This window comes from Agrobacterium sp. InxBP2 (assembly GCF_026191755.1).
Taxonomy (GTDB): Bacteria; Pseudomonadota; Alphaproteobacteria; order Rhizobiales; family Rhizobiaceae; genus Agrobacterium; species Agrobacterium pusense.
In genome coordinates this window covers 1-20922 of the sequence record NZ_JAINDY010000034.1, presented here as the reverse complement: position 1 = coordinate 20922, position 20922 = coordinate 1, and the positions used below count along the sequence as shown (strand labels likewise).

Annotated in this window: 22 protein-coding genes; 6 read left to right on the top strand and 16 right to left on the bottom strand. The window is 60.9% G+C overall.

The annotated features are described in order from the left end of the window. Positions 1-248 precede the first annotated feature (248 nt). The 6 genes from K7A42_RS21940 to K7A42_RS21915 all read left to right on the top strand — a co-directional run bounded on the left by K7A42_RS21940 (position 249) and on the right by K7A42_RS21915 (position 9193). A complete protein-coding gene (locus K7A42_RS21940) occupies positions 249-1124 on the top strand; it encodes an ABC transporter permease (RefSeq protein WP_278066966.1) in 876 nt (291 codons plus the stop codon). After that, positions 1121-1993: an ABC transporter permease gene (locus K7A42_RS21935; protein WP_137068922.1), complete on the top strand. Its 873-nt coding sequence runs from the start codon at positions 1121-1123 to the stop codon at positions 1991-1993. The genes K7A42_RS21940 and K7A42_RS21935 overlap by 4 nt, the downstream gene beginning before the upstream one ends. Before the next feature lie 21 nt (positions 1994-2014). Continuing rightward, complete coding sequence (locus tag K7A42_RS21930) at positions 2015-3007, top strand: ABC transporter substrate-binding protein (RefSeq protein ID WP_004443268.1); 993 nt, start codon at positions 2015-2017, stop codon at positions 3005-3007. A gap of 499 nt (positions 3008-3506) precedes the next feature. Further along, positions 3507-4703 (top strand): efflux RND transporter periplasmic adaptor subunit, encoded by a 1197-nt coding sequence (locus K7A42_RS21925; RefSeq protein WP_006699561.1) that lies wholly within the window; start codon positions 3507-3509, stop codon positions 4701-4703. Between the two features lie 13 nt (positions 4704-4716). Next, positions 4717-8037 carry an efflux RND transporter permease subunit gene (locus K7A42_RS21920; protein ID WP_004443274.1) on the top strand — a complete coding sequence of 1107 codons (3321 nt, stop codon included), beginning with the start codon at positions 4717-4719 and terminating at the stop codon, positions 8035-8037. Between the two features lie 466 nt (positions 8038-8503). Beyond that, on the top strand, positions 8504-9193 hold the full coding sequence (locus tag K7A42_RS21915; protein WP_004443275.1) for a Crp/Fnr family transcriptional regulator: 690 nt from the start codon (positions 8504-8506) through the stop codon (positions 9191-9193). Positions 9194-9262: 69 nt separating this feature from the next. Here K7A42_RS21915 and aidB read toward each other — a convergent pair whose 3' ends face one another. From aidB to urtE, 16 genes are all read right to left on the bottom strand, one after another. Beyond that, positions 9263-10087: an AidB family quorum-quenching N-acyl homoserine lactonase gene (gene aidB / locus K7A42_RS21910; protein ID WP_207587679.1), complete on the bottom strand. Its 825-nt coding sequence runs from the start codon at positions 10085-10087 to the stop codon at positions 9263-9265. Between the two features lie 3 nt (positions 10088-10090). Next, positions 10091-10702 carry an urease accessory protein UreG gene (ureG, locus tag K7A42_RS21905; RefSeq protein ID WP_004443279.1) on the bottom strand — a complete coding sequence of 204 codons (612 nt, stop codon included), beginning with the start codon at positions 10700-10702 and terminating at the stop codon, positions 10091-10093. A 241-nt stretch (positions 10703-10943) separates the two neighbouring features. Then, positions 10944-11615 (bottom strand): urease accessory protein UreF, encoded by a 672-nt coding sequence (locus K7A42_RS21900; protein WP_282455865.1) that lies wholly within the window; start codon positions 11613-11615, stop codon positions 10944-10946. A gap of 3 nt (positions 11616-11618) precedes the next feature. Next, positions 11619-12122 (bottom strand): urease accessory protein UreE, encoded by a 504-nt coding sequence (gene ureE, locus K7A42_RS21895; protein WP_282455864.1) that lies wholly within the window; start codon positions 12120-12122, stop codon positions 11619-11621. 150 nt (positions 12123-12272) lie between these two features. Then, positions 12273-12809 (bottom strand): peroxiredoxin, encoded by a 537-nt coding sequence (locus K7A42_RS21890; protein ID WP_006699556.1) that lies wholly within the window; start codon positions 12807-12809, stop codon positions 12273-12275. 155 nt (positions 12810-12964) lie between these two features. Next, the gene (locus K7A42_RS21885) at positions 12965-13633 is read right to left on the bottom strand and encodes a TIGR02117 family protein (RefSeq protein WP_282455863.1); all 669 of its coding nucleotides are present in this window, start codon (positions 13631-13633) and stop codon (positions 12965-12967) included. 12 nt (positions 13634-13645) lie between these two features. After that, positions 13646-15355, bottom strand: a complete 1710-nt coding sequence (gene ureC, locus K7A42_RS21880; RefSeq protein WP_006699554.1) for an urease subunit alpha — start codon at positions 15353-15355, stop codon at positions 13646-13648. Positions 15356-15359: 4 nt separating this feature from the next. Further along, complete coding sequence (locus K7A42_RS21875; RefSeq protein WP_045532181.1) at positions 15360-16004, bottom strand: hypothetical protein; 645 nt, start codon at positions 16002-16004, stop codon at positions 15360-15362. A gap of 4 nt (positions 16005-16008) precedes the next feature. Further along, a complete protein-coding gene (locus K7A42_RS21870; RefSeq protein WP_082074323.1) occupies positions 16009-16425 on the bottom strand; it encodes a lysozyme inhibitor LprI family protein in 417 nt (138 codons plus the stop codon). A 3-nt stretch (positions 16426-16428) separates the two neighbouring features. After that, the gene (locus K7A42_RS21865) at positions 16429-16785 is read right to left on the bottom strand and encodes a GFA family protein (RefSeq protein WP_045532183.1); all 357 of its coding nucleotides are present in this window, start codon (positions 16783-16785) and stop codon (positions 16429-16431) included. Between the two features lies 1 nt (position 16786). Continuing rightward, a complete protein-coding gene (locus tag K7A42_RS21860) occupies positions 16787-17092 on the bottom strand; it encodes an urease subunit beta (protein WP_006699550.1) in 306 nt (101 codons plus the stop codon). A gap of 20 nt (positions 17093-17112) precedes the next feature. Further along, on the bottom strand, positions 17113-17370 hold the full coding sequence (locus tag K7A42_RS21855; protein ID WP_048902744.1) for a DUF1272 domain-containing protein: 258 nt from the start codon (positions 17368-17370) through the stop codon (positions 17113-17115). A gap of 8 nt (positions 17371-17378) precedes the next feature. Further along, entirely contained in the window at positions 17379-17681 is a 303-nt protein-coding gene (locus K7A42_RS21850) for an urease subunit gamma (protein ID WP_004443305.1), read from the bottom strand. Positions 17682-17788: 107 nt separating this feature from the next. Then, complete coding sequence (locus tag K7A42_RS21845; protein WP_034498717.1) at positions 17789-18640, bottom strand: urease accessory protein UreD; 852 nt, start codon at positions 18638-18640, stop codon at positions 17789-17791. Next, positions 18547-19800: an alpha/beta hydrolase family esterase gene (locus tag K7A42_RS21840; protein WP_022556807.1), complete on the bottom strand. Its 1254-nt coding sequence runs from the start codon at positions 19798-19800 to the stop codon at positions 18547-18549. The genes K7A42_RS21845 and K7A42_RS21840 overlap by 94 nt, the downstream gene beginning before the upstream one ends. Positions 19801-20053: 253 nt before the next feature. Continuing rightward, positions 20054-20749, bottom strand: coding sequence for an urea ABC transporter ATP-binding subunit UrtE (urtE, locus tag K7A42_RS21835; protein ID WP_004443309.1), 696 nt, complete (start codon positions 20747-20749; stop codon positions 20054-20056). Positions 20750-20922 lie beyond the last annotated feature (173 nt).

The following is a 20922-nucleotide window of genomic DNA, read 5'->3' as shown; positions in this document are numbered from 1 at the left end:
GCTGGAAAAGACGCCGTTGCGGCAGGTGTTACCCCCCTCTGTCCTGCCGGACATCTCCCCCACAAGGAGGGAGATCGGCAAGGAGCGCTACCAATGCTCTTTCCACAGGCGTTGAGATGGCCGCGACCATGCCACGAGTCGATCTCCCCCCTTGTGGGGGAGATGCCCGGCAGGGCAGAGGGGGGTAAGCCTCACCCACAGGTCACCGCTAACCATCACCCTCAATGCACGCAGCGGAGCAAAACCCCATGACCCTCCTCCGCCACCGCGTCCTCCCCATCCTCACCGTCCTCCTCGCCATCCTCATCCTCTGGCATCTCGCCGTCATCTACCTCAACATGCCCTTCGCCCGCGACCAGGCCACCCGCGCCGGCCAGACGCCGGGCTTCCTCGAACTCCTGCCGCAAACCTTCGCACAGGAGCGCCCGGTCCTCCCCGCGCCGCATCAGATCATCGCGGAACTCTGGGATACCACCGTCAACAAGGCCGTCACCTCCAAGCGCAGCCTCGTCTACCACGCCGGCGTCACGCTTTCGGCCACGCTGCTCGGTTTCGCCATCGGCGCGGTGCTGGGAATCCTGCTGGCGGTCGCGATCATCCATAACCGCGCCATGGACCGCTCCGTCATGCCGTGGATCATTGCCAGCCAGACGATCCCCATTCTCGCCATCGCGCCGATGATCATCGTTGTCCTGAACTCCATCGGCATTTCCGGGCTGCTGCCGAAGGCGCTGATCTCGACCTATCTCTCTTTCTTCCCCATCGTCGTCGGCATGGTGAAGGGCTTAAGAAGCCCCGAAACACTGCAGCTTGACCTGATGCACACCTATAATGCCTCACCGGCGCAGATCTTCTGGAAGCTGCGCTGGCCCGCCGCCCTGCCCTATCTCTTCACATCGCTGAAGATCGCCATCGCCATCGCGCTTGTCGGCGCCATCGTCGGTGAATTGCCGACAGGCGCTGTTGCGGGTCTCGGCGCGAGACTGCTCTCCGGTTCCTATTATGGCCAGACGGTGCAGATATGGGCGGCGCTGTTCATGGCAGCCGGTGTCGCCGCCATTCTGGTATCGATCATCGGCGTCGCCCATGCCGCCGTCCTCAAGCGAATGGGAGCACGGCCATGACGAACCCCGGCTGGTTTATCGGCGCTATCCTGTTCTGGCTTGCCGCCTGGGCCTTCAACGAATGGCTGGTACGCCATGCCTTTATTTCCCAGAGCGCGAAACGCATAAGCCGCCTCGCCGTGCCGCTGCTGTTCGGCCTTGCCATTCTGGTTCTCTGGGAAGGGATGGTCCGCGGATTTTCCGTGCCGCCCATCCTGCTGCCGGCGCCGAGCGCCATTCTCGCCCGCCTTCTCGGCTCGCTGCCGATCCTCTGGGCGGATTTCCGCCAGACCTTCATCAAATCCGTACTGACGGGTTATGTCCTTGGCTGCGGCCTCGGGTTCCTCGTCGCCATCCTCATCGACCGCTCGCCTTTCCTGCAACGCGGGCTTCTGCCCATCGGCAACTTCGTCTCCGCCCTGCCGGTCGTCGGTGTGGCACCCATCATGGTGATGTGGTTCGGTTTCGACTGGCAGTCGAAAGTCGCCGTCGTCGTCATCATGACCTTCTTCCCGATGCTGGTGAACACGGTGCAGGGGCTTGCTGCCGCCAGCCACATGGAGCGCGACCTGATGCGCACCTATGCCGCCGGCTGGTTTCCCACGCTGATAAAACTGCGCCTGCCCGCCGCCTGGCCCTTCATCTTCAACGCGCTGAAGATCAACTCCACGCTCGCCCTGATCGGCGCCATCGTCGCGGAATTCTTCGGCACGCCCATCGTCGGCATGGGGTTCCGCATCTCGGCGGAAATGGGCCGCAGCAATGTCGATATGGTCTGGGCCGAGATTGCCGTGGCGGCGCTCGCAGGTTCGGGCTTTTACGGTCTTGTGGCGCTCGCAGAACGGGCCGTCACCTTCTGGCATCCGTCCGTCCGTGGGGGACGAACGTAAATAACGAAAAAGGGAACAGCGATGAAAATGAAACTTGCATCCATGCTTCTTGCCGGGGCGTCACTGCTGACCGCATTTAGCGCTCAGGCCGCCGACAAGATCACCCTGCAGCTGAAATGGGTCACCCAGGCGCAGTTCGCCGGATATTACGTCGCCAAGGACAAGGGCTTTTATGAAGCCGAAGGCCTGGATGTCGACATAAAGCCCGGCGGCCCGGATATTGCGCCCGCGCAGGTTCTGGCCGGCGGCGGGGCCGACGTCATCGTCGACTGGATGCCGTCTGCGCTTGCCACGCGTGAAAAGGGCGTGCCGCTGGTCAATATCGCCCAGCCATTCAAATCATCGGGCATGATGCTGACCTGCCTGAAAGAAACCGGCATCAAGAAGCCTGATGATTTCAAAGGCAAGACGCTGGGCGTCTGGTTCTTCGGCAATGAATATCCGTTCCTGTCGTGGATGGCGCACCTGAAAATTCCGACCACCGGCGGCGCCGATGGCGTTACCGTGCTGAAACAGGGCTTCAACGTCGATCCGCTTTTGCAGAAACAGGCCGCCTGCATTTCCACCATGACCTATAATGAATATGGACAGGTCCTCGATGCCGGCATCAAGCCTGATGACCTCGTCACCTTCAAATATGAAGACGAAGGCGTGGCGACGCTGGAAGACGGGCTCTACGTTCTAGAAGACAAGCTGAAGGACGCCAAGTTCAAGGAGGACATGGTCAAATTCGTCCGTGCCTCCATGAAGGGCTGGAAATGGGCCGAGGAAAACCCTGACGAGGCCGCCGATATCGTTCTCGAAAACGACGCCTCCGGCGCGCAGACCGAAAAGCACCAGAAGCGCATGATGGGCGAAGTGGCAAAACTCACCGCCGGCTCGAAGGGCGCTCTCGACAAGGCGGATTACGAGCGAACAGTGAAGACCCTGCTCGGCGGCGGCTCCGACCCCGTTATCACCAAGGAGCCCTCGGGCGCATATACGACCGAAATTACCGACGCTGCGTTGAAGTAGGCGCGGGCGGGAAGATAGGATCGCGCGGCGTTGACCGCGCGATTTTCTTGAATGACAACCTCTCTTCCGTCATGCTCGGGCTTGACCGAGGATTTACCGACATTTCGATTGCGGCGACGTGCCTGGATCCGCGTCAAGCCCGAGAATGACGGCGTATTAGGCGTTGTCAGAATTCCAGGCCGCGTCACGCAGTGGTAACCCATCAAACCAATTACAACACCTCGGCCTATACAAAAATGTATATCAACCCTCGTGGCTATGCGGATTGATTTGCACGACAACAAGAATTACAGTCCCGCCCACAAGACTGCCAAATTTGATCTTGTAGAAAAAGCACAGGGCAAAGGTGCTTGAGATTCGCGTTGAGGGGCGTTCGAATCGGGAGGATCGAAAAGGGAGTATTGTGATCCCTTGTTTCACATTCGCCATCGCATGACCTTTTAAGATACGGGCCGCAGCCTGCAGGACATGTGAGCGGATATTGCGCGAGCCAAGACATATGCAGCATAAAGTCACGTTTAACCGCATTCTTTTCCTTCTTCTTCTGTCCGCAACGGCGCTTCCCCTTCCAGCAGCCGCGGAGGGAGAGGCACAGGCGCCGGTGAAACAGCAGAACGTGCCCTCGATCATCGTCGCGCATGTCGCAAAGCGCGACCTCGTTGACCGTGTTATCGCGACAGGCACAATCCGCCCGGTGGACGAAATCTACGTCCAGCCCTTGGTCGACGGCCTGTCGATCGACACGTTGAACGCCGATATCGGCGACCGGGTGGCGGCGAATGCGGTTCTGGCCGTCCTGTCCTCCGATAGCCTCGTCCTGCAAAAGAGCCAGCTCGAAGCCAACAAGGCCAAGGCCGAAGCTTCCGTCACCCAGTCCAAGGCGCAGGTGCTGGAGGCGCAGGCCAATCTGGCCGACGCCCTTCGCCAGCGCGACCGCGCCGCCAAGCTCAGCCAGACCGGTTCAGGCTCCATTTCCGAAACGGAAAAGACCGAAGCCCTCGCGCAGGTGGCGCAGGCTCGCCTCGATGCGGCCAAGCAGGCCGTTTCCGCCGGCGAAGCCGACATCAAGGTGGTTGACGCGCAGATCGCCGATATCGATCTCAAGCTCACGCGCACCGGCGTGAAAACCCCGGTCGCCGGCATCGTTTCAGCCAAGAACGCCAAGGTGGGCGCGATTGCCAGCGGCGCCGGAAACCCGCTTTTCACCGTCATCAAGGACGGCGCCATCGAACTTGTTGCCGATCTTTCCGAAACCGACATTCAAAACGTGAAAGTCGGCCAGAAAGCCTATTTGACGGTTGCTGGCGGAAGAGCGAAAATAGAAGGCAAGGTGCGCCTCGTTTCGCCGACCGTCGATCCGACGACGCGCCTCGGTTCCGTGCATGTGGTGCTGCCGGAAAACAGCCCGGCGCGATCGGGCATGTATGCCAGCGCAGAGATCGTGATCGAGGAGACGAACGCGCTCGCCTTGCCGCTCTCGGCTGTCACTTCAGGGCGTGAAGGCTCGACCACCCGCAAGGTGGAGGGCGACGTCGTCAAGCAGGTGAAGATCGAGACCGGCATAGAAGACGGTGGATTCATCGAGATCGTCAGCGGCCTTGCCGCTGGAGACAAGGTTGTCGAGAAAGCTGGAGCATTCGTGCGTGATGGTGACCGGATAAGACCGGTGGAAGCCCAGACGGCTGCGTCCAACTGACTGAGGGAATGAAATGAACTTCTCCGCATGGTCAATCCGTAACCCGATTGCGCCGCTTCTCGGCTTCGCACTTTTGATGATGCTCGGCATGCAGGCGTTCAATACGCTGCCGATCACCCGTTTCCCGAATATCGACGTGCCCGTCGTCGCCGTCACCGTGACCCAGAGCGGGGCTTCGCCCTCCGAACTGGAGATGCAGGTGACGAAGGAGATCGAGGACGCCGTTGCCGCCATCAGTGGCGTCGACGAAATTCAGTCCACCGTTGTCGACGGCCAGTCGACGACAACGGTCGTGTTCCGTATCGAAAAGCCGACGGAAGAAGCGGTTCAGGACACCAAGGACGCCATCGACAAGATCCGCAGCGATCTTCCCTCCGATATCGAAGTGCCCGTCGTCAGCAAGATCGACGTCGAGGGACAGGCGATCCAGACCTTCGCCGTCTCTTCGCCGAACATGACGCTGGAGGAACTGTCCTGGTTCGTGGATGACACGATCAAGCGCTCGCTGCAGGGCCAGTCCGGCATCGGCAAGGTCGACCGTTACGGCGGCGCGGACCGCGAGGTGCGCGTTTCGCTCAGCCCCGAAAAGCTCGATGCCTATGGCATCACCGCGACAGAGGTGAACAGCCAGCTGCGCGGCACCAATATCGACCTCGGCTCCGGCCGCGGCCAGGTGGGCGGCAACGAGCAGACCATCCGCACGCTGGGCGATACACGCGATGTAAGCCAGCTTGCCAACACCACGATTGCGCTTTCCAACGGCCGCTTCGTCAAGCTTTCCGAACTCGGCACGGTTACGGACACATATGAAGAGCAGAAGTCCTTCTCGCGCTTCAACGGCAATCCGGCCGTCACCTTTGCGGTGTTCCGCTCCAAGGGCGCGAGCGAGGTTTCGGTCGCCGAAACCGTCGCGCAAAGTCTCGATCAGGTCCGCAAGGACCACCCCGATGTCTCGATTGAGATGGTCGATGACGCCGTCTATTTCACCTATGGCAACTACAAGGCCGCACTGGACACGCTGATCGAAGGCGCGATCCTCGCCGTTATCGTGGTCCTTCTCTTCCTCCGGAACTGGCGCGCGACACTGATCGCCGCCGTGGCGCTGCCGCTTTCCGCGATCCCGACCTTCTGGATCATGGACATCATGGGCTTTTCGCTCAACCTCGTCAGCTTCCTCGCGCTTACGCTCGCCACGGGTATTCTCGTGGATGACGCCATCGTGGAAATCGAGAACATTGCCCGCCATATCAAGATGGGCAAGACGCCCTATCGCGCGGCCCTCGAAGCAGCCGATGAAATCGGGCTTGCCGTCATCGCGACCAGCTTCACCATCATCGCCGTCTTTGTGCCCGTCTCGTTCATGCCGGGTATTCCGGGCCAGTACTTCATCCAGTTCGGCCTCACTGTCGCCTTCTCGGTATTCTTCTCGCTGGCAGTGGCCCGTCTCATCACACCCCTGATGGCGGCCTATCTGATGCGCGCCGAAGACGCGATGGACGATCACCACGACAATGACGGCAGGCTGATGAAGGCCTATACGCGCATGGTGACCGCTACCACACGGAAATGGTGGGCGCGTTATCTCACACTATTGGGAGCGATTGCCTTCCTCATCGCCTCAGTGATGCTGTTGAGCCAGGTCCCCGGCAGCTTCCTGCCGCCTGATGACGCCTCGCGCGTCACCCTGTCCGTTGAACTGCCGCCCAATGCGACGCTGGATGAGACCGACCGCACGACAACGCAGATCTACCAGGCGATCCGTGACATCAACGGCGTGGAAAGCGTCTTCATCCTCGGTGGTGCTTCGCCCAAGGGGGACCTGGAGCTGCGCCGCGCCACCGTCAATGTCATCCTTGAGCATATCGATCACTCGCTGCTGAAAACCCTCGTCAACAAGGGGCTCGGCTCCATTCCGCTCATCGGCCAATATCTTCCCAAGCTGGAGGAGAAGGGCCGTACACGTCCGCAATGGGATGTCGAGCGGGATATTTTCGCGCAGGTGCGTGGCATTGCGGATGTCCGCATCATCAAGCTGAACGACCGCGCGGAACGCGAGCTTTCCTTCAACTTCCTCTCAACCAACGAGAAGGATCTGAACGACGCCGTGGGCATTCTCGAAAGCCGCCTGCGCGCTTCGCCCATCCTTGCCAATGTCAGCTCGGAAGGCGCTCTGCCCCGTCCCGAACTGCAGATCCGCCCGCGCAAGGACGAGATCGCCCGCCTGGGCATCACGCCGCAGCAGATTTCGCAGACCGTGCGCGTCGCCACCATCGGTGATATCGATGCGCAGCTCACGAAAATCTCGCTGGATGACCGGCAGATCCCGATCCGCGTGCAGGCTTCGCTCGATACCCGCCGCGATCTCGCCACGATCCGCGCCTTGAAGATCAAGACCGCCTCCGGTTCGCTGGTGCCGCTCTACAGCGTGGCCGATATCGATTACTCGGAAGGCCCGAGCTCGATCAAGCGCAACGACCGCAACCGCGTCGTCTCCATCGGCTCGGATGTGCCTTTCGGCACGGCGCTCGATACGTCGACGGCCGAGTTCAAGCGCATCGTTTCGGAAACCAACCTGCCGGCAAGCGTTCGGCTTGCCGAAAGCGGTGACGCCAAGGTGCAGGGCGAAATGCAGCAGGGCTTCGTCAACGCCATGCTGCTTGGCCTTATGCTGGTGCTGGTCGTGCTCATCCTGCTGTTCAAGGATGTCATCCAGCCCTTCACCATCCTGTTCTCGCTGCCGCTTGCCATCGGCGGTGTGGCCGTCGCGCTCATCATCACCCAGAACGCGCTCTCCATGCCGGTTCTCATCGGCATTCTGATGCTGATGGGCATCGTGACCAAGAACGCCATCCTGCTGGTGGATTTCGCCATCGAAATGCGCCGTCACGGCATGGAGCGGGTGCATGCCATGGTGGAGGCCGGCCGCAAGCGCGCCCGCCCGATCATCATGACCTCCATCGCCATGTCGGCAGGCATGCTGCCCTCCGCGCTCGGCGTCGGCGAAGGCGGTTCGTTCCGCGCACCGATGGCGATTGCGGTCATCGGCGGCATCATCGTTTCCACGGTGCTGTCGCTGATCGTGGTGCCGGCCTTCTTCCTGATCATGGACGACCTGTCGCGCCTGCTTGCCCACCTCTTCGGCCGTTTCGTCGGCAAGAAGGAAGAGGAGGAAGAGGCCCTCTCCAACGAGAAACTCTCGGAGATCGCCCGCGAAAACAGCCTCGCGCTTTCCTCGCTGGAGGCACGGGTGGCCAGTATGGAAAAGGGCAGCGGCGACAAGGCCGCGGACAAGGGCAGCAATATATTGCGACTGCCGCCGCTTGCCGCCGAGTGAGTGCTGCAGCTTGAAGATTGAGACGCCGGGTCATGTGCCCGGCGTTTCCATATACTTTGGGAGAGCACGGCATCGCGGATCGTTTCTTCTCCCCGCCGGGAAGAAGGTGGCCCGAAGGGTCGGATGAGGGGGCAAGCTCTCCTGATATCTCGACCCTCGCCCCCTCATCCCGCTGCCGCGGACTTCTCCCCCTCGGGGAGAAGAAATATGCCGCATGCGCTCGCTCCATATTTCCCTTGTGATTGGAAGCATGAGCAGCCCCATCATTTCCTTCCTCACAACGGCCGCACCCCCGTTTGATCGAAATCAATTCGCTTTCCACCTGAACTGCTAGTCTCCCTCGCATCGGGAATTGCCGGTCGAGGAAAATGCGATGAGTTCAGTGCAGATGGGCGTGAGGGGCAAGGAACATCCCCGGTTTCGTATCGCTTCGGACAGCCCGGCAAAAGGTTTGAGCGGGAGCCGAATGGACGTGAACAAGACCGTGAAGCTGAGCAACAGGGACAGGAACATTCTGCTGCGTGCGCCCTTGATCGGGATCGCGGATGACGCGGTGGCGCTGAAGCTGATGGAGGCGGCGACCATTGCCAATGTGAATGCCCGCCATGTGCTTTTTAAGGAAGGCGAACTGGCCCAGCATTTCTATTGCGTGCTGTCGGGTTACGTCAGGCTCTACCGGCTGGACAGGCACGGGCGCGAAGCGGACGTGCGCGTCAGCGGCCCCGGCGATACCTTCAATGAATGCCTGATCTTCGGTAGCGACACCTATCGTTACAGCGCGCAGGCGGCGGAAAGCTGCACCGTGGCGCGTTTCGAACTCACCAGGCTGCGCAGCCTGATCGATCAGGAACCGGCCATCGCCAAGGCCGTCATGCGCTGCCTGTCAAACAGCCTGCTGGCCGCCATGGACTGCGTTGCCAATGACCGCCTGCAGACGGCACCGCAGCGTGTCGCCCATTACCTCATCAATCAGGGCCCGCGCGACGCGACATCCTTCTCGCTGCGGTTGCCGTTCCAGAAAAGCCTGCTCGCCGGCAAGCTCGGCCTTGCGCCGGAGGCCCTCTCCCGCGCCTTCTCCACCCTGAAAAAGTCGGGCGTCACGGTGCGCGGTCGCATCGTCCAGGTCAATGACGTGGCGGCGCTGAAACAGATCTGAAAATACGGGGAGAGGACGAAGGGCGGGAGGCCCATCAGGCATTCCGCCCTTCGGTGTATTGCACGGAAGTCATCCAGGCTGCGGTATAAAACCGAAACTGTCGCCCCGCCGCTCGACCGTAAAAAAGCCGCCGAGATGGCCGCCGGACACCAGCCAACCATGGTCAGCCGCCGCCGACAACGCTTCGAGACGCGTCGCGTGGGCGAGTTCGGAATCGATATCATAGACAAAAGCAATTCCGGGATCGGCCGCCTGCATGTCCCCGACATGCAGCACATCGCCCCATAACATCAAGCGCTTATCGTCTCTTCCTATGAGGTAAGCCATCTGTCCGGGCGTATGACCGGGCACCGCGATTGCCTCTATGTCCTCGGCAACCATCCCCACCGAGATCGGCCGCAACATCGCGCCGCAAATATCGATCAGGCGGGCAGCCAGATCGAAACCGCCCTGCCGGGCGGGCGGCAATGTCTTTCGCGCCTCTGCATTGGTGAAAAAGGCAAGATCGGCCTCCGGCACCCATATCTCCGCCTTGGGAAAATAAGGCCGGTCGCCATCGATAAGGCCGAGTGCGTGGTCGCCGTGAATATGGGTGAGGATGACACGGCTGACATCATCGGGCTGGATACCGGCGGCAATCATAGCCGCACGGGCATGGCCATAGGCCTCGCCCCAGGCCGTGCCGCAGCCTGCATCGATCAGCCAGATGCCCTCAGGTCCCGAAAGCGTGAAGCAGTTGACGTCCATATCCACTGTTTCGCCGTGATGGCCGGCAAAGGCCGCAGCCAGCGCTTCGGCACCCTGGCGGTGAATGAGATGGCTGACCGGTGCCTTGTAGACACCGTCGACAAAACGGGAAACTTCGTAAGCGCCGAAACGGCGGGGCATCGTCATTATTCAGAGACCGCCCTGCTCTTTCAGGAAACCGACGATGCGGTCCACGCCATCGCCCCGTTTCATGTCGGTAAAAACAAAGGGCATGGCGTTGCGCATGCGCGTCGCATCGCTGTCCATGACAGTCAGATCCGCGCCAACATAAGGCGCAAGGTCCTTCTTGTTGATGACGAGCAGGTCCGAACGGGTGATGCCCGGCCCGCCCTTACGGGGAATTTCCTCGCCCTGGCAGACGGAAATCACATAGATGGTGATATCGGCAAGATCAGGCGAAAAGGTCGCCGCGAGGTTATCGCCACCGGATTCGATGAAAACCACGTCGAGATCGGGAAAGCGCTGGTTGAGCCCGGCAATCGCCTGCAGATTGATCGTGGCATCTTCGCGAATGGCCGTATGCGGGCAACCGCCCGTCTCCACCCCGACGATCCTTTCGGAAGGCAGCGCCTGCATGCGCACCAGTGCCTCGGCATCTTCCTTGGTATAGATATCATTGGTGACGACGGCGACCGAATAATCGGCGCTCATCGCCTTGCAGAGCTTTTCCGTCAGCGCCGTCTTGCCGGAACCCACCGGCCCGCCAATCCCAACGCGCAGCGGACCATTACCCGATTTCATCACTCTGTTCCCTTCACTATGCTGTGGTCCAATCTTACGACAACCACTCAAATTACAGCTCAAATATACGCAAGGATCGTGCCACTTGTTTCTTCTCCCCGCCGGGGAGAAGGTGGCCTGAAGGGTCGGATGAGGGGGCTAGCTCTCCGGATATCTCTACCGGAGCCCCCTCATCCCGCTGCCGCGACCTTCTCCTCGGCGGGGAGAAGAAACAAGTGGCACGCGCTCGCTCCCGTCGCTTTCACGACCGGAAAAGCCGTGTCCCCTGTGTTTCATGACGCATCGCCGCCGTATCGGCGATGATCGTGGCGCTGCCGAGGTCATCAAGCGTGGACTGGACGGCCCGTGCCGCCACCTCGGCAATCCCAGCCTCGCTTGCGGCGAGAATGGCAACGCCATCTTTCTGGCCCGCGACGCCGAGACGGATACCGGCAGAAACGATCTGCGAAACACCTGCATGCAGAAAGGCGGCAAGCGTCTCGCGCAGCGGCACGCCGTGGCCAGCGGCCACAGCGCCTATGGCGACGGGATAGGGAGCCTCTTTCGGCAACAGCTCCAGAACCTCGTGCGGCCAGGCGCTGGCGGCGGAAACGAAGGCGTCCCCCAGAAGCACGGTCTCCCGATAACGCTCCGCCGAACCGGCGAGCGCGCGGCCAAGATCAGCGGTTTCGCTGAATGCTACGGCATCCTGCGAGCATCGCCAGACATGCGCGAGAAACACCGCATCGTTCCACAGGCTGCCGTGGCGCAGCAGCGTTTCCACCCAGCCGCTCAACTCGGCGGCATCACGCACACGCCCGTCCTCCACCGCCTTTTCCAGCCCGCCCGAATAGGAAAAGCCGCCGACAGGAAACGCCGGCGACATCCAGGCCATCAGGCGCAGCAGCGCGGCAACGCCGCTTTCCCCGCTCACGCCTCAGCCGTGATCATGATGGTGGTGGCCATGCCCATGCCCGTGCCCGTGATCATGGCCATGCGAGTGGCCGCCATGGGCGTGATAAGCGCCGCGCGCCGGCTGAAACGGCTCTTCCACCTCGCGCACTGTGGCGCCCAGACCTTCCAGCATGGCGCGAATGACATGGTCACGCAGGATGAGAATACGCTCCTCCTCGATCTGCGCCGAAAGATGCCGGTTGCCCAGATGCCAGGCGAGCTCAATCAGGTGAAGGCGGTCCTTTGCCTTGATTTCGAACAGCTTTTCATCCGCCGCACGAACCTCGATCAGATCGCCGTTTTCGACCATCAAAAGGTCACCATGGGCAAACAGCACGGCTTCCTTCAGGTCCAGCATCACCATCTCGTCATTCTGCAGATGCAGAAGCTTGCGGCGCAGATGCCGCTGGTCATGCGCCAGCGTGACATAGCCGGAGGGCTCGTCGGCAGGGGTTCCGGCCGGGTGATAGGAGGTGACGCGCAGCATGGGATGATCCGTTTCAGAAACAGTCTTTGGGGGTCTGATTTTTGACGGATAGGCGGGGGGATTTCAAGGTGTGTTTTCAGGGCGGCAATGCCTCGGAAAACAAAAAGCCCGGCATCGCTGCCGGGCCTTTCTCAAACAACAAAACCAAAATCAGGCCGCAGCGCGGCTTTTCAGGTTTTCCAGAATGTTCTGCGGCGAGGAAACGCCGTAGGGGTCGCTATCGCAATTGTCCGAATAGCCTTCTTCCTCGAACCACTGCTCGACGACGCCATCGTTGATGACGGCGGCGTAACGCCAGGAGCGCATGCCGAAGCCGAGATTGTCCTTGGCGACCAGCATGCCCATCTTGCGGGTGAACTCGCCCGAACCGTCAGGGATGACCTTGACGTTTTCGAGGTTCTGACCCTTGGCCCAGGCGTTCATGACGAAAGCATCATTGACCGACAGGCAATAGATTTCATCAACGCCGAGCGCACGGAATTCCGGCGCCAGCTTTTCGAAATCAGGAAGCTGGTAGGTCGAGCATGTCGGCGTGAAAGCGCCGGGCAGCGAAAAGAGGACGACCTTCTTGCCCTTGAAATAATCGTCGGAGGTCATGTCCTGCCAACGGAAGGGGTTCGGGCCGCCAACGGCCTCATCGCGAACGCGCGTGCGGAAGGTTACGGCGGGCACTTTTTTGCCGAGCATGTCTTGTCTCCTGTTCTGGCGTTTTGCGAGGCATCGCTTGGGATCGATCCGCGCGGAATTCTTTTGCCGTTTCCATAGCGCAAGACGCGCTGCGGTGCAGCATAAAAATCGGATTCCAGCCACCAAATGCGCGAAATGCCGCACGGAATTGGGGATCAATTGTGCAGGTCTATCGACCAGCGCAACAGCGGCGGCAAGGGCGTCCACCAACCGGTTTGAACGCCCGCTTCCCGCAACATCGCGGCTGACCACGTGTTACAGCCGGCGAGTGCATTGAACTGGCCATTCGCCTCGAAGAATGCGTCCGTCAGGCCGTAGCCGGCGCCGGGTACCGGCCTGACACCGTCATCGTTTCCGGCAAAACTCGCCCGGATGCCCGCGACGAGACGCTGATAACCCGCTTCGGAAATTCGAAGCCGTTTCACTCCGGCGAGATCAGCGGGAAAATCACCTGTCACATCCACATGCATGACGGAGCTGTCCAGCGTGAAAGAGCGCAGAACCGGCATCGGTTTCAAATCGGCCCAGGTGGGCGTCTGAATGTAAAACGAGCGGCCGCCCCAGCCGAACACCAGATAGGCCGCAGCTGGATGATTGACCGCGATCCCACCCTCCTGCAAGGCGGCAAAGACCCGCCGCAGATCGTCATCAACCGGCAGGGCGATATCGGTGTGGATCGGGTTGGATAAGAGCAGGATTTCCCTGCTCTTTTCGCCTTCGCCCACCTGCGCGGCAAAAAACGGGCGCGGCGCAACCGTGCCCAGCACAAGAAGCAGGAGGAGCAGCAGCAGGCCGCCGCCGATCCATCGTGTGAGGCGTCTCAAGAGCGCCTGCCGTCAGAACAGGAAATAACGCTGCGCCATCGGCAGCACGGTCGCCGGTTCACAGGTCAGAAGCTCGCCATCCGCACGTACTTCATAGGTCTCGGGGTCAACCTCGATATGCGGCGTCAGCGAATTGTGGATCATCGAGGCCTTGGAAATGCCGCCGCGCACATTCTTCACCGGCAGCAGCTTCTTCGCGACACCGAGACGCTGGGCAAGGCCACCGTCAAGCGACGCCTGCGAGACAAAAGTGACCGAGGAATTGGTGCGCAGCTTGCCATAGGCGGCGAACATCGGCCGGTAATGCATCGGCTGCGGCGTCGGAATGGAGGCATTCGGATCGCCCATCGGCGCGGCAGCGATCGAGCCGCCCAGCAGCACCATTTCCGGCTTCACGCCGAAAAACGCCGGGTTCCAAAGAACCAGATCGGCACGCTTGCCGACTTCGATGGAGCCGATCTCGTGGCTGACACCCTGGGCGATGGCCGGGTTGATGGTATATTTTGCGATGTAACGACGAACACGGAAATTGTCGTTTTCGCCGGTCTCTTCCTTCAGGCGGCCACGCTGGCGCTTCATCTTGTCAGCGGTCTGCCAGGTGCGGATCGCCACCTCGCCGACACGGCCCATGGCCTGACTATCGGAGGAAATGATCGAAAACGCGCCGATATCGTGGAGAATATCCTCCGCCGCAATGGTTTCCTTGCGGATGCGGCTTTCGGCAAAGGCGATATCTTCGGGGATGGACGGCGACAGGTGGTGGCATACCATCAGCATGTCGAGATGTTCCGCCAGCGTATTGACGGTGTAAGGCCGCGTCGGGTTGGTCGAGGACGGAATGACGTTGGGATTGCCGCAGACCTTGATGATGTCAGGCGCGTGGCCACCGCCCGCCCCTTCGGTGTGGAAAGCGTGGATGGTGCGGCCCCGGATAGCGGCGACCGTGTCTTCCACGAAACCGCTCTCGTTCAGCGTGTCGGTATGGATCATCACCTGCACGTCATATTCGTCGGCCACCGTCAGGCAATTGTCGATGGCGGCGGGCGTCGTGCCCCAGTCCTCATGCAGCTTCAGCGAGGAGGCACCGGCGAGGATCATTTCTTCCAGCGGAGCCGGCAGAGAGGCATTGCCCTTGCCCGCAAGCGCGAGGTTCATCGGGAAAGCATCGAAGCTTTCGATCATCCGCTCGATATGCCATGCGCCGGTGCAGGTGGTGGCAAGCGTGCCGTGCGCCGGGCCGGAGCCGCCGCCAAGCATGCAGGTCACACCACTCATCAGCGCTTCCTCGATCTGCTGCGGGCAGATGTAATGGATATGCGCATCCATGCCGCCAGCCGTCAGAATCTTGCCTTCGCCGGCAATTGCTTCCGTCGAGGGACCGACGATGATCGTCACGCCGGGCTGCGTATCGGGATTTCCGGCCTTGCCGATGGCGTGAATGCGGCCGTTCTTCAGGCCCACATCTGCCTTGTAGATGCCGCTATGGTCAACGATGACGGCATTGGTGATGACGGTATCGACAGCGCCCTCTGCCCGCGTCGCCTGGCTCTGGCCCATGCCGTCGCGAATGACCTTGCCACCGCCGAATTTCACTTCCTCGCCATAGGTCGTGTGGTCCTTCTCGATCTCGATGAAGAGTTCGGTATCGGCAAGACGCACCTTGTCGCCAACGGTCGGGCCGAACATGCCGGCATAGGCGGCGCGGGAAATCTTGTATGGCATGGGTTCAGGCTCCTTCGGACGCGGAGAAAATCGGTATGGGGGAAAATCGTGTCAGCCGGCCCGTTCCCGCAAGGGCATCGACCAGCTGTTGTTCGGCGGTAAAGGGATGGCCGCTCCAGCCCTGGTGGCTGAAACCGGCAATCGTCACCTCGTCATCATCGCCGCTGACATTTTCAAGAACATGGGCAATGGCAACGAGGCCGGTGCTGGGGCAGACGTATGGTGCGGGCTTATAGGCTTCGAGCGCCGTATCGAGCCTCTCATGCACACCGCGAGAAATAACGACATGGCTCTTGCCGCCAGCTCGTGCGATGGCCGCGAATTCGCCGGTATAATCGGCGCAGAAATCAGTGAGTTCCGGCCAGGCTGCGCGGATGCCGGGTTCCATTTCGGCAAATTTCGCAGGATCGCGCACCGACCAGATGGCGGCGGCTTGGCGCACACCATGGCTCTCGCGCCATTCGCTTCCCTCGGTCATCTCACGGCCCGGCCGCCCGGTATTACACACGGCCACCACATCGGTGCGCGTACCGCCCAGCCCAAGAGACCGGCAATCATTAAAACGGACGACGATATCCGACCGGTCGATAAGCAGGGCCGCGCCTGGCGGCAGCTCCCCGTTTCCGACAATCGTGATCCGCCGCCCCATGGGTTCAGAAACCTTCCGAGAGTTGGCGCAGTTCTTCCGCCCGCTTGCCGCTCGTCTCGGCCAGGCAGGAAGAGATCAGCATCGGCTCCATTGAGCCGCCACGCGCCTGAAAACCGGCAAGTGCGCAATTGGCGTCACGGAACGCCACCCATGCGCGCTGAGCTGTCACCAGCGCGTCGGTTGCACCCTTTCCATCCGCATCCGCCGCCTTGTCACGTTCGATGAGCAGCTTGCGCAGCTTCTGATAAGCGACATTGAGCTCTTTGTCGGCCTTTTCGTAATCCTTGCCGGCGCAAATCGTCATGTCCGCCTGCGTCTGCGGTTCCTTGCAGTTCGGCTCCTGCGCGGCAACCGGCATGGAAATACCGGCGGTTACGCAGATGAGAGCGGTCATGACGAGGTTGTTCTTGCTGATCGCCATCGCTCAGGCCGCCGCGCCGTCATAAGCCTGCGGCTTCAGCGCCCGCGGATCGACGCCATCGAGACAATTGGCATTGACCGCCACCATCGGCGTACCGTCAGGCCCATCGGCATAGGCAAAGCTTTCAATGCCGCAGGTGGAGCAGAAAAAATGATGGATCCTGTGTTTGTTGAAGAGATATTCACTCAGCGTGCCCTCGCCGGAAAGCAACGTGAACTTGTCACGCGGCGCGAAGGCGAGCGTGGAGCCCAGACGTTTGCACCGCGAACAATTGCAGACAACAGTGTGATCGAGATCGGCATCGACCTCGAAGCTGACGCTGCCGCACTGGCAGCTTCCATGATAATGCGCCGTCGCCATTTCATAACCTCCCCATGACCTGTTGACGGAAACCATAAACCTCCCGCTTGCCGGAAAGCGGCACCAGCGTCACTTCCCGCTTCTGGCCAGGCTCGAAACGCACCGCCGTGCCGGCCGGAATATCGAGACGCATGCCGCGCGCCTTTTCGCGATCGAAAATGAGACCCGCATTGGTCTCGAAGAAATGGTAGTGGCTGCCCACCTGTACCGGCCGGTCGCCCGAATTGGCCACTTCGATCGTCACGGTCGGCTGGCCGGCATTGAGTTCGATGGTGCCTTCGGCGGCAATGATTTCGCCTGGTTTCATCGGTGTTCCCCTTATCGTTCTTATGCGGCCGTGGCTGCTGCGCAGCCTTCCGCCTTCAGCACCCGTTTTGTCGATGCCGGGTTATTGATGAGCTTTCCCGCCGGGCGGACGGGCCTTCGCACCAGTTCGCCACCGCAATTCGGGCACGCGCCCTTGAGCACGCCGGTCACGCAATCGGCGCAGAAAGTGCATTCGAACGAGCAGATCATCGCGTCCCCGCTGTCGGGCGCTAGATCACGGTCACAGCATTCGCAATTGGGCCGAAGTTCCAGCGCCATAAGTCACCTCACCGGATCGGTTCGTGAACGGTCACCAGCTTGGTGCCGTCAGGGAAGGTCGCTTCCACCTGCACATCGTGGATCATCTCGGCAATGCCGTCCATCACCTGATCACGGGAAATGACATGCGCGCCCGCCTCCATCAGGTCGGCCACGGCGCGGCCATCGCGTGCGCCCTCCACCACGAAATCGGTAATCAGCGCAATCGCTTCGGGATAATTCAGCTTGACGCCGCGTTCCAGCCGGCGGCGCGCCACCATGGCGGCCATGGAAATCAGCAGCTTGTCTTTTTCTCTTGGGCTAAGGTTCATCGTCGTCCCACGGCTTGGCATCTGCTCCACAAACGAGGTTTGCTGGAGACCAGATCCGACATTTGACAGCCCCCGAAGAACGCCTGTCACGAGACGATCCGAGGGGTTTACAGATTCCAGACTTTCGGCACTGGCGCGCCGTTTCGCAAGAGCGAAATGATCGGAAAAAGCAATTTTCTCAAGGAGAAACCATCAGCGGCGGACACGCGCACGACGAGCTTGCCCTGCCACTCGCTGGCACCGCCGCTTTCCCCGGCAATCGCCCGGATTTTAGGCAGAAGCGCCTCGGCCAGAGGCCCGATGTAAAGCAGCGTGGCAAAGGCAACCTGCCCGGCCAGAACCGCAGGTTTCGCGGTCAGCGCCGCCACCTCGCCCGCAAGCAGAAGTTCTTCGGCATGCACCAGCTTGCCGCCGTGGCGAATGCGCCAGCGGTCGCGGAAAAGCCCGTGCGTCATCACCTCGCCCATGGCCTGGCGGCCAAGCAGCACGGCTTCGACGGCGATGAATTCTGAGGACTGGTCAAGATCGGCTTCCAGCCTTCGCGTCAGCGACGCCCGGTCGAAGAGGATCGTTTCCTGCGGCAGCCAGTGCAGCTTCGCACCCGGCCCGGCGGAAACACGCGCGGTCACGGTGGCGGTGCCCGACGACGCCTTGTAGACCTTTTCGCAGGCCTGCGTGGTGACCACAAGCGAGGTACCGGCGCCGGCGACTGCCTGCCATTCAAGTTCGTCTCCGCCGGTCAAACCACCGGAGGAATTGATGAGTATGGCTTCTGCTTCGTTCGAGTAGGTTTCCGGAAGACGGATCTTGGCGCAGCCCTCCTGAAACAATTCGTCCAGCCGGCTGCGCCCTTCAACTGCCTTGGTTACAATGCGTCCTCTGCCACGGGCGCGCTGTTGCCGGACAGGTTGAGCGTCTTCGCAACCGGAAGGGCTGATGGCTTGCTGTTGCTGCTGCACGCGGTCTCCGAAGCGGTTGCGGAAGCGGGATTGGCCTTGGCGACGCAATCCTTCTTGACGACGGCGTCCACGACAAGCTGACCTTCCGTGTTTCGGAAGAAATCCCACATTCTCTCGGCTGCATCAACAGTCCGCGTCACTTCGCCTGTGGGCATCTTGCGCTCCACGGCGGGCTCCGCCTTCGGTGTCTGCTCGCCGCCCGGCTTGCGGGTAACAACGGCGTTTGCGGCCAGAACCTCGGCCTTCATGGTGGCGCGCGGCCAGGCATGGTCCCAGTCGTTGATGACATAGGACTGGATACGAGCGCCTGCCTTGCAGACATCGTAAGAATTGACCGTGAAGCTCTCGCCCACCTTGCTTTTGGCGGCGCCCTTGCAACCATCCATTTCGGCCCAGCGCTTCAGCGCCGTCTCGCCGCTATATTGCCAGTAGGATTTGCCGCCGCCCTGATAGGGGTTGGCTGGATCCTTCAGCCCGGCGAAGGCGATGATCGACATCGGCCGCGCCGGTGTGCAGCTTGCCGCATCCGGTGCCCATTTGCCTTCGGTCTCCAGCGGATAACCCGCGCGCAACGACGCGACAAAACCGGCGGCATTAAAATCCTTGGCTCCGGTGCAGATGAATTGCGACAGCATGCGCCCGCCGCCGGAATAACCGGAACCGTAAAAACGTTCCTCATCGACGCAGAACTTGCCCTTCACCATGGCAATCGCTTCATGAATGAAGCTCACCTCGTCCAGCCCGCCGGGGCGTGTTGTAACACCGGGGACATTCCAGGCATGGGTGCCCGGCAATTCGCCGTTTAAACTGCCCGCCAGCGCGACGACCACAAGACCATCACGCTCGGCAAGCTTGTCCCAGCCGCTGCGGTTCAGCTGGCCGTGCGGGTTGCTGTTGGAGCCGTGGAAATCGAATACGACAGGCAGAGGCTTATTTCCATCATAGGCGGATGGAACAAAATAGACGCCGTCGCGTTTCTGCCCGTTAGAGAGAATGGAAAAATCATGTCGACCCGGTTCCATGCCGGGGCCAATACCCTGACCGCAGGTCGATGCCGACGCTGCGGCCCCTGCGCCTGCGCTGATCGCCAGCCCAAGAAGCAGGCTGCGTGCGGAACGAACCAACCGGGAGGCCCGGCCCACTGCAAAGTCTTGAATCATTGACACGCCTTTATTGGCACAGTTTTCCGACAATACGTCGGACGTGCGTGGAATGTAAGGGATCAACTGTCGCGGCGTGCGAATAGACTTTTCCTGTGTCTCGCATGCAGCATTTTCGCTGCCAATATCACAGGCGGTTATTCAATGAAATGCTAAAATTACGCATGAAAGCCATGTCGAGGCGCATAGGCTTTCAAAATATTAATCGCCCGTTTGCACGCCGTGATCGGCGCGCACAGGCTTTGGTCTCGGTTTATACTGTCAGATGCCGCCTCGCTTCCGGCATATCCAGCGTTTCAGCGAGGCCTTGATGCACGATTTCACCTCGGTCCATGATGTAGACGTAATCGGCAAGCTCACGGCAGAAATCCAGATATTGCTCGACCAGCAGGATCGCCATGCCGGTGGAATCGCGCAGATATTTGATGGCCCGGCCGATATCCTTGATGATCGACGGCTGGATGCCCTCGGTCGGTTCGTCGAGAACGAGGATTTTCGGCCGCGTGACCAGCGCCCGGCCGATGGCAAGCTGCTGCTGCTGCCCGCCGGAGAGATCGCCGCCGCGGCGTGACAGCATGGTCTGCAGCACGGGAAACAGGCTGAAAATATCATCCGGGATGAACCGCTCCTTGCGCGACAGCGGCGCATAACCGCTCTCCAGATTTTCCTGCACGCTGAGCAGCGGAAAAATCTCGCGCCCCTGCGGCACGTAACCGACACCGCGCTTCGCCCGCTGGTAAGGCGCCAGCCCATCAAGCGCCGCATCACCGAAACGGATCGTGCCAGCGCTGGTGGCCTGCTGGCCTGTCACGGCCCGCAGCAGCGAGCTTTTGCCGACGCCGTTGCGACCGAGAACGCAGGTGATCTTGCCCATCTCCGCCTTCAGCGACACGCCGCGCAGAGCTTGCGCTGCGCCGTAGTGGAGGTTGATGTTGTCGACTGTCAGCATGGTGAAACTCCAATGACGGTATGGTGGGCGGCGCTACCCCCCTCTGCCCTGCCGGGCATCTCCCCCTCACGGGGGGAGATTGGCAAGTGGCGAACACTCTTCCCCATAGCATCGTGGCAAAGGAACGAGCGAGGGCGGCATCTGATCTCCCCCCTTGAGGGGGAGATGCCCGG

Bases quoted from the DNA above. Each gene is read 5' to 3' on its own strand.
- K7A42_RS21940 (WP_278066966.1), top strand. From the start codon at position 249: ATGACCCTCCTCCGCCACCGCGTCCTCCCCATCCTCACCGTCCTCCTC.
- K7A42_RS21935 (WP_137068922.1), top strand. From the start codon at position 1,121: ATGACGAACCCCGGCTGGTTTATCGGCGCTATCCTGTTCTGGCTTGCC.
- K7A42_RS21930 (WP_004443268.1), top strand. From the start codon at position 2,015: ATGAAAATGAAACTTGCATCCATGCTTCTTGCCGGGGCGTCACTGCTG.
- K7A42_RS21925 (WP_006699561.1), top strand. From the start codon at position 3,507: ATGCAGCATAAAGTCACGTTTAACCGCATTCTTTTCCTTCTTCTTCTG.
- K7A42_RS21920 (WP_004443274.1), top strand. From the start codon at position 4,717: ATGAACTTCTCCGCATGGTCAATCCGTAACCCGATTGCGCCGCTTCTC.
- K7A42_RS21915 (WP_004443275.1), top strand. From the start codon at position 8,504: ATGGACGTGAACAAGACCGTGAAGCTGAGCAACAGGGACAGGAACATT.
- aidB (WP_207587679.1), bottom strand. From the start codon at position 10,087: ATGACGATGCCCCGCCGTTTCGGCGCTTACGAAGTTTCCCGTTTTGTC.
- ureG (WP_004443279.1), bottom strand. From the start codon at position 10,702: ATGAAATCGGGTAATGGTCCGCTGCGCGTTGGGATTGGCGGGCCGGTG.
- ureE (WP_282455864.1), bottom strand. From the start codon at position 12,122: ATGCTGCGCGTCACCTCCTATCACCCGGCCGGAACCCCTGCCGACGAG.
- K7A42_RS21890 (WP_006699556.1), bottom strand. From the start codon at position 12,809: ATGCTCGGCAAAAAAGTGCCCGCCGTAACCTTCCGCACGCGCGTTCGC.
- ureC (WP_006699554.1), bottom strand. From the start codon at position 15,355: ATGCCATACAAGATTTCCCGCGCCGCCTATGCCGGCATGTTCGGCCCG.
- K7A42_RS21875 (WP_045532181.1), bottom strand. From the start codon at position 16,004: ATGGGGCGGCGGATCACGATTGTCGGAAACGGGGAGCTGCCGCCAGGC.
- K7A42_RS21870 (WP_082074323.1), bottom strand. From the start codon at position 16,425: ATGGCGATCAGCAAGAACAACCTCGTCATGACCGCTCTCATCTGCGTA.
- K7A42_RS21865 (WP_045532183.1), bottom strand. From the start codon at position 16,785: ATGGCGACGGCGCATTATCATGGAAGCTGCCAGTGCGGCAGCGTCAGC.
- K7A42_RS21860 (WP_006699550.1), bottom strand. From the start codon at position 17,092: ATGAAACCAGGCGAAATCATTGCCGCCGAAGGCACCATCGAACTCAAT.
- K7A42_RS21855 (WP_048902744.1), bottom strand. From the start codon at position 17,370: ATGGCGCTGGAACTTCGGCCCAATTGCGAATGCTGTGACCGTGATCTA.
- K7A42_RS21850 (WP_004443305.1), bottom strand. From the start codon at position 17,681: ATGAACCTTAGCCCAAGAGAAAAAGACAAGCTGCTGATTTCCATGGCC.
- K7A42_RS21840 (WP_022556807.1), bottom strand. From the start codon at position 19,800: ATGATTCAAGACTTTGCAGTGGGCCGGGCCTCCCGGTTGGTTCGTTCC.
- urtE (WP_004443309.1), bottom strand. From the start codon at position 20,749: ATGCTGACAGTCGACAACATCAACCTCCACTACGGCGCAGCGCAAGCT.